Consider the following 6,000-nt stretch of genomic DNA (forward strand, 5'->3'; position numbering starts at 1 on the left):
CGGCGGGGCCTGATGGCCCCCAGGACCGGCAGGTCAGCCACGAGGCCGCGTAGGTGATCATTGCGGGTGGGCGGGCAGCAGTTTGGGTACGGTCCGGACGTAGATCACTATGCCCACCACCTCCACCAGGGGCTGGGTGACCACCACCACCGCTGCGACGGCCAGCGTGTCCGGTAGCGCCAGGGCCAGGGGCAGCACGACCGGGGAGTTGCGGGTGGCGCCGGTGAAGACGATCGCCAGCCGGCCGGAGCCTTGAAGGCCGCCGGCCGGCCCGCGTCCGGGTCAGCCCTTGCGAAGCTGCCCGTTGCCGTGCCAGGCCGTCACCGCACCGGCGGAGGTGGAGACCAGATAGTCGAAGCGGCGGTCGCCGTTGACGTCCTCCAGGAAGACCTGATCACGAGTCGCCCCGGCGCCGGTCGCGATCTCACCTTGGATGAGCCAGTTCGGGCCCCCGCCACCCCGGTTGTTCCGCCAGGCCCAGATCCGCCCTCGATCGTTGACCGACAGGTAGTCGTCACGCCCGTCACCGTCGATGTCGGCAAAGGTGATCATCGAATCGTGAAGGCCGATGCCCGAGGCGATCTCGCCCCATTCGGTCCATATCTTGGAGGGGAAGGCATTGCCCCAGGCGCGTACCCGCCCCTGCGGGCCGACCATCAGGTAGTCGTCGCGACCGTCACCGTCGAGGTCGGCGAACCGCAACCCTTCCCGCGTCCCACCCGGGACACCGGCGGCGACCTCACCCCACGGGGTCCATATCTTGGAGGGGAAGGCATTGCCCCAGGCGCGTACCCGCCCCTGCGGATCGACCAGCAGGTAGTCGTCGCGACCGTCACCGTCGAGGTCGGCGAACCGCACCTCCTCCCGCGTCCCACCCGGGACACCGGCGGCGACCTCGCCCCATTCGAGCCAGATCACGGAGGGGAGCTTGTTGCCCCAGGCTCGTACCCGTCCCTGCGGGTCGACCATCAGGTAGTCGGCTTTACCGTCAGCGTTGAGGTCGGCGAACCGCAACCCCTCCAGTGTCCCGCCCGTTACACCGGCGGCGATCTCGCCCTGAGGATCCCAGCGCTCGGCCCCGGCGAACCGCTCGCCCATCCACGCCCAGACCTGCCCGGCGGCGTTGATCGTCAGATAGTCGGTGTTACCGTCGCCGTTGACGTCCGCGAATTCGACGTTCTCCCGGGACGCCCCGGCGCCGGAGGCGATCTCACCCTGGACCAGCCATGACTCGCCGCCGGACTGGCCGATGGTGTTGAGCCAGGCCCGCACCTTCCCCTGCGCGTTCACGACCAGGTAGTCGTCGCGGCTGTCACCGTCGAGGTCGGCGAACCGCACCTCCTGCTGAGTCGCTCCGACACCCCAGGCGACGACGCCCAATTCGGTCCATATCTTGGAGGGGAAGGCGTTGCCCCAGGCGCGTACCTGTCCCTGCGGGTCGACCATCAGGTAGTCGTCGCGACCGTCACCGTCGATGTCGGCGAACCGCAACCCTTCCCGCGTCCCACCCGGTACACCGGCGGCGACCTCACCCCATGGGGTCCAAATCTTGGAGGGGAAGGCGTTGCCCCAGGCGCGTACCCGTCCCTCCGGGCTGACGAGGAGGTAGTCGTCGCGACCGTCACCGTTGAGGTCGGCGAACCGCAACTCCTCCCGCGTCCCACCCGGTACACCGGCCGCGACCTCGCCCCATTCGGCCCAAATCACGGAGGGGAGGGCGTTGCCCCAGGCGCGTACCCGCCCCTGCGGGTCGACCATCAGGTAGTCATCGCGACCGTCACCGTCGATGTCGGCGAACCGCAACTCCTCCCGCGTCCCACCCGGTACACCGGCCGCGATCATGCCCCCAAATCGCTCAAATCGGTTCCAGCCGTCCATGCCGGCGACCGAAGGGTCTTGGGGGGGCGTCGTGCCGCATGCTCCGCGGACGCCGTTCTTGGCGGTCAGGAAGCCGCCCGACCGCAGGACAGCGCTGATCGTCTTGTCGAAGGCCGCGGCCATCTTCCGGTAGCCGTTGGCGTTCGGATGCAGGGAGTCGGTCATGTCTCCCGGTGTGACCGCGCCCATGTCGACCAGGAAAACGGGCCGGCCCGCGCGCTGGAAGTCGGCGACGATGCCCGGGATCGCCGCGTTGTACTGCTGGATGCGATTCATGATCGCCGGTGTCGTCGACGGGATGAGGGTGGAGACCAGGACCGTGGTCTCCGGGCCGGCGGCGAGGGTCTGGCGGATAAGGCCGCGCAGCCGTTCGGGGGCGCCCGCCACATCGATGTTGCGGGCCATGTCGTTGGTGCCAATGTGCAGCGTGACGACGTTCGGCCGATATTCACGCATCGTGCAGGAGGCGATTCCGTTGATCTGGCTGATTGTCCAGCCCTGATGCCCCTCGTTGTCCCGATCCGCCAATTGGCCGGTCTTCTGGGAGCCGACGTAGTCGAGCCTGTTGACGTCGTCGGCGAGGAGAAGGCTCCACAACTGGGCCCGGTAGCTGGAGCTATCCGGCGTCCCGTCTCCGTAGGTGATCGAGTCACCCAACGGCAGGACACGGAGATTCACCGCGGGAGGGCCAATCTGGCTCAACGCGTCGAGGAGACCTTGGCGGAAAGCACCGGTTTCGCTGACCATTCTCGCGCCGAATCGCTGCAGTGTGCCGCCAAGGCTCTCCCAGAAGCCTGTGAACTCTCTGCCCTGCGCGAGGATCCATGCGCCCGACGACCCGAACCATCCGGGTAACACCGTCCCGGCGAATTTATTGATCCCTCCCTCCCAGCCGATCGCTTGCAACGCCCCGAACGTGGCCTTCCCGAGCGCGTTGCCCCAGGCTCTCCAGTCCGTCTGACGGCCCTGGCTGAAGATCACGATCGCCTGGTAGACGAACGTCTGCATGAAACCGCCCAGGGCCGCGCAGAACACGATGGCGGGGAGGGTCGCCGTGCCGCCGCTGCCGGCGGCGAAAGCGCCGACGCATATGGAGCGGAGCACGATTCCCAGAAGAAGGGTGGCGCCGTAGACCAATACGTCCTCCCACCAGCTGAGGTCGTTGGCATGGACGGCATCGGCCTTGATGGTGAGCGACAGCGTGGGACCCGACAGGGAGAAGTGGCCGTCGAAGTCCCGCTCCAGCATGAAGTCCGGGCCCCCCGGAAGAACAAGCGGGTAGAGCTCGGCCTGCTCCCGGAGCGCGTCACTCAGGAGAGGGTGACGGTTGTTGAGATCGTCCAGCAGGCCCTGGAGCCGGGCGTGGTCGAAGTCATCTGGTAGTCGGTAGGTCATCGTGTAGGTGGTGGGAAGGCTCTCGGCCGCTTGAGCCGTCTGCGCCAGGTTCACCACCAACGAGACCATGACCATGATCGCGACCGCTATCCGGCCCCACCCGCGAGATCGTGGTGGCCGCCAGTACCCCCGCGCTCCGATGTTGCCGACAGAACTGACAGCCATCCCGCCTCCACTCATGAAGTCAAAGCCCATCGACAGAAATCGAGGGCTCGCATCAACCGCAAAAGAGCACCGTGTGGTTTCCCTGACAGCCCAGGCCGAGCCGACGGCCTGCTCCTTGTTTCGGCAGGTACCGCCGGCTGACGTGATTACTCGATGGTGACCGCGGCCTCGCCGGGGGCAGATGCAACCTCTGTCCACCCTCGGCGAGGCCGGAGTCAACACACCTTCACGCTCGCGCGACTCACCATGAGTTACGCGGGGATCTCGGACGGGTGTTTACCAGTCGAACTGCCAGTGCTCGTTCTGGTAGTTGCCGGTGATCTGCGAGTAGACAGCGCCGGATACATCGGTGAACAAAGTCCACTTCCTGCTGGGATTGCCGTGCCACTGGTAGAAGACGACGTCCCTCCAGCCCGTGCCCTGCGCATACCACTCGGGGTCGAGAGCGGAATTGGCGTCGCTGCACTCGGAGGTCGTCTTGATCCTGGAGCCCGAGTAAACGAACGCGAGGCACATCTTTGTCGCCTTGTTCTTGAGGGCGACGATGTCATATGCGGGGCCGCCGGGGCCGCTGCGCAGTTGAAGGAGCGGCTCCCAGATCTGGTGGTCGTTGGTGCCGCGGGCGCTGCACGGCAGCGTGTACACCTGCCCGGCGAAATTGCTGTCCAGGCACTGCTTGGTCAACCTGCTCCGCAGGATGCTCTCGCCGACGTACCCCGCGGCCTGGGCGGGCGCGGGCAGCGTCACATTCACGGCCAGCGCAACGGCGGCGGTCATCGCGACCGCGATCACCCTCCGGACATGGTGATGAGCCGGCCGGCTCATCACCCAGTTGATACCGCTACCAAACATTTTTCCTCGCTGTCGGTTCAGGAAGGACGCCCCCTGTGGGTGCCGCGGATTCCCTAAACGCGCATACAAGTCGGGCTGGAGTGCCGTGCGGTGTACGGCAGATGAACGATTCATCGGCACGAGATGACGATAAAGACGATTGATGCCGGAATTCTGCAATGAGTCACTACTCGACTGCTTTAAGTGATCATGTTTCCGGTAGGTTAAATGGTGTCGCCAAAATGCAACAGGAATCCGCTCCTGTCAACATGAGAATGGCCCGCCGACAACATGAGAACATCACCAAGCCTGCACTTCGAAACGCTACATACCGCTCGATCGAAGCGCTTCAGGATGGCCGAAACACTGCCAAAACCCATCAAATCGCCGTCAGATGCCCACCGAGATGACCGGGACCCGTCCCGGCACACGCCCCTCGGAACGCGCGGAACCTCACCGGCGGCCGGATGTACTCGCGCCCCCGTCACGCCGGGGTGAACTCCAGGTAGGAGACGGCGGGCATGGGCAGCGTGAACTCCAGCCGCAAGGTCCCATTCTCCGCGTGGACGGTACGGGCGGGTTCCAGCTCGTCCAGGCTGTTCGCGGTGTGGAGCCGTTCCCACTGCTCGCCCTCGGGCCAGTCCGCGCCCCCGCCGATCTCCGCCCAGACCGCCCGTATGTTGGAGTGCCTCTCGTCGATCCGGTGGTGGCTGACCGCGTACTTCCCCGTGGCCAGTCCCTCGACGGTGAGGGTGACCTCGCGCGACAGGATCTCCTCGCCGTCGGCTCTGTCCTGGTCGAGGGTGCCGTTCCACACCAGCACCCCGACGGCGCCGGTGGCCGAGCGCGCCGCCCACGCCTCGACTCCCGCGACGTCGCCGGTGGCCGAGCAGGCGAGCTCGTCCGCGCCCAGCCGGTCGGCCAGGGTGAGCGCGAGATAACGGGGCTTGCGCAGGTTGCCGACCGTGAGCAGGCCGAACCCGCCGTGGAAGAGTGCCGGTGGGCGGCCCAGCTCCTCGAAGTGGTCCGAGGCCACCCAGTGGGCCAGCGCGTCCACCCGTCCGGCCGCCGACCTCATCCCGTGCAACAGGAACGCCGCCCCGAACGGCCCGTCGCCGATGCCGTGGAAGTGGGTGGGGGTCGGACCCCACTCCGTCCACCAGATCGGCGTGCCCTCGCGGCCGTGCCGTTCCAGGACGGGCCGCCAGTCGAGCGGGGCGTTGCCGTAGGTGTGGGTGGAGACGAAGTCGAGCGCCGCGCCCGAGGCGTCCACGTGGTCGATCAGCTCCTGGACCCAGCCGTTGGCCGCCGACGACGGGCCGCCGACGCGGATGTCCGGGTGAACGTCCTTGACCGCCGCCGCCGACACGTCGTACAGCCGGAAGAACTCCTGTGGCGTACCGCTCCAGAAGACCTCCAGGTTGGCCTCGTTCCACACCTCGAAGGCCCAGTTGTCGACCACCTCCCGCAGGCCGTACCGGTCGACGAGGTGCCGGGTGAGGTCGCGGACCAGGTCGCCCCACCGGTCGTAGTCCCTGGGCGGTGAGATGATCGCCCCGTAGCCGAAGACCGTCTTCGACGGGTCGGAGGCCAGGTCGCGCGGCATGAACGACAGCTCCACGATCGGCCGCATGCCGAACGCGGTGATCGTGTCATAGACCTCGTCCACCCGGGTGAAGTCGTGCACGGGCTTCCCGCCGTCCTCCCGGTAGACGCCGAGGTCGTCGCAGA

At 66.9% G+C, this 6,000-nt stretch carries 4 protein-coding genes; all 4 read right to left on the reverse strand.

Going from position 1 to position 6,000, the window contains the following annotated elements:
* Positions 1-57: 57 nt before the first annotated feature.
* Complete coding sequence (locus ABZ260_RS15740) at positions 58-198, reverse strand: hypothetical protein (protein WP_355617336.1); 141 nt, start codon at positions 196-198, stop codon at positions 58-60.
* A gap of 84 nt (positions 199-282) precedes the next feature.
* Positions 283-3,438, reverse strand: a complete 3,156-nt coding sequence (locus tag ABZ260_RS15745; protein WP_355617339.1) for an FG-GAP-like repeat-containing protein — start codon at positions 3,436-3,438, stop codon at positions 283-285.
* Between the two features lie 276 nt (positions 3,439-3,714).
* The gene (locus ABZ260_RS15750; RefSeq protein WP_355617342.1) at positions 3,715-4,215 is read right to left on the reverse strand and encodes a hypothetical protein; all 501 of its coding nucleotides are present in this window, start codon (positions 4,213-4,215) and stop codon (positions 3,715-3,717) included.
* A 538-nt stretch (positions 4,216-4,753) separates the two neighbouring features.
* Positions 4,754-6,000, reverse strand: a 1,247-nt coding sequence (locus ABZ260_RS15755) for a hypothetical protein (protein WP_355617345.1), incomplete at its 5' end; no start/stop codon positions are given.

This window comes from Streptosporangium sp. NPDC006013 (assembly GCF_040614275.1).
In the GTDB taxonomy this organism is placed as follows: domain Bacteria; phylum Actinomycetota; class Actinomycetes; order Streptosporangiales; family Streptosporangiaceae; genus Streptosporangium.

Bases quoted from the DNA above. Each gene is read 5' to 3' on its own strand.
- ABZ260_RS15745 (WP_355617339.1), bottom strand. From the start codon at position 3,438: ATGGCTGTCAGTTCTGTCGGCAACATCGGAGCGCGGGGGTACTGGCGG.
- ABZ260_RS15750 (WP_355617342.1), bottom strand. From the start codon at position 4,215: ATGACCGCCGCCGTTGCGCTGGCCGTGAATGTGACGCTGCCCGCGCCC.